Origin of the sequence: Nostoc sp. CCY0012 (assembly GCF_963920855.1) — a bacterium.
Classification (GTDB): Bacteria; Cyanobacteriota; Cyanobacteriia; order Cyanobacteriales; family Nostocaceae; genus Cyanocohniella.
In genome coordinates this window covers 1-1020 of record NZ_CAWUDM010000243.1, presented here as the reverse complement: position 1 = coordinate 1020, position 1020 = coordinate 1, and the positions used below count along the sequence as shown (strand labels likewise).

Genomic DNA, 1020 nt, shown 5'->3' with positions numbered 1-1020 from the left:
TTACAGCACTTCCGTCTGTAATGAGGTACACTAGATCAAAATATAAATATTTTTAAATGAAGTCATACTCTATCGATCTTCGAGAAAAAATAGTTGCAGCACATGTTCAGAAAAACATCTCAATCAGGAAAGTAGCTAACATATTTTCCGTGTCGAAGAGTTTAGTACAAAAGCTTGTAAAACAACAAAAAGTTGATGGAAATTTACAATCCAAGCCGCGAGGAAAACCACAATTTAGTCATCTAACAAATGCTGAAATAGAGCTAAGAGAATTAGTTGAAACACATCCAGATGCAACATTGATAGAGTTGTGTGAATTATTTGCAGACAAGACTGGCAATCTGGTAGGTCGAAGTGCAATGTGTCGTGCATTGCAGAAATTGGGATTAAATCGTAAAAAAAAACAAAGCGCAGTACCCAAGCAGGAACGGAGAGAGTCCTGAATTTAAGATTAGATTATTGGGAAAAGGTCAAACATATAGAACCAGAAAATCTAGTATTTGTGGACGAAACTGGTGTTCTACTTGGTTTAACAAGGACTCATGCCCGTTCACAAATGGGAACAAGAGCTTACTCTCTCAACCCTTTCTATCGAGGTTCAAAGGTTACGGTAATTGGAGCCATTAGTATTAAAAAAGTAGTTGCATTAATGACAATGAATAACTCAATGGATGGCAAAGCTTTTGAAGTATTTGTTGAGAAGTTTTTAGTGCCAGAGTTATGGTCAGGAGCAGTGGTCGTGATGGATAATTTATCCGCGCATAAACTAGATTCAATTGTACCTATGATTGAAGCTGTTGGTGCTTCAGTTATATGTTTATCACCATACTCACCAGATTTTAACCCAATTGAGTTATGGTGGTCACAACTTAAGTCATTCTTGCGGATGTTTTCACCGACTACAACAAAAATGGTAGATCGAATTATTTCTGTTGCACTTGACTTAATAAATCCTCAACATTTAAGAAACTGGTTTGCTAATTGCTGTTACTGTACCTCATAACAGCCGGAAAGGCTGTA

The 1020-nt window shown here is 36.8% G+C and carries 2 protein-coding genes; both read left to right on the top strand.

The features are described from left to right. Window positions 1-56: 56 nt before the first annotated feature. A complete protein-coding gene (locus ACM0OS_RS28950) occupies window positions 57-443 on the top strand; it encodes a helix-turn-helix domain-containing protein (protein ID WP_414546617.1) in 387 nt (128 codons plus the stop codon). 59 nt (window positions 444-502) lie between these two features. Continuing rightward, complete coding sequence (locus ACM0OS_RS28945) at window positions 503-1003, top strand: transposase (RefSeq protein ID WP_414546616.1); 501 nt, start codon at window positions 503-505, stop codon at window positions 1001-1003. The last annotated feature ends 17 nt before the right edge of the window (window positions 1004-1020 follow it).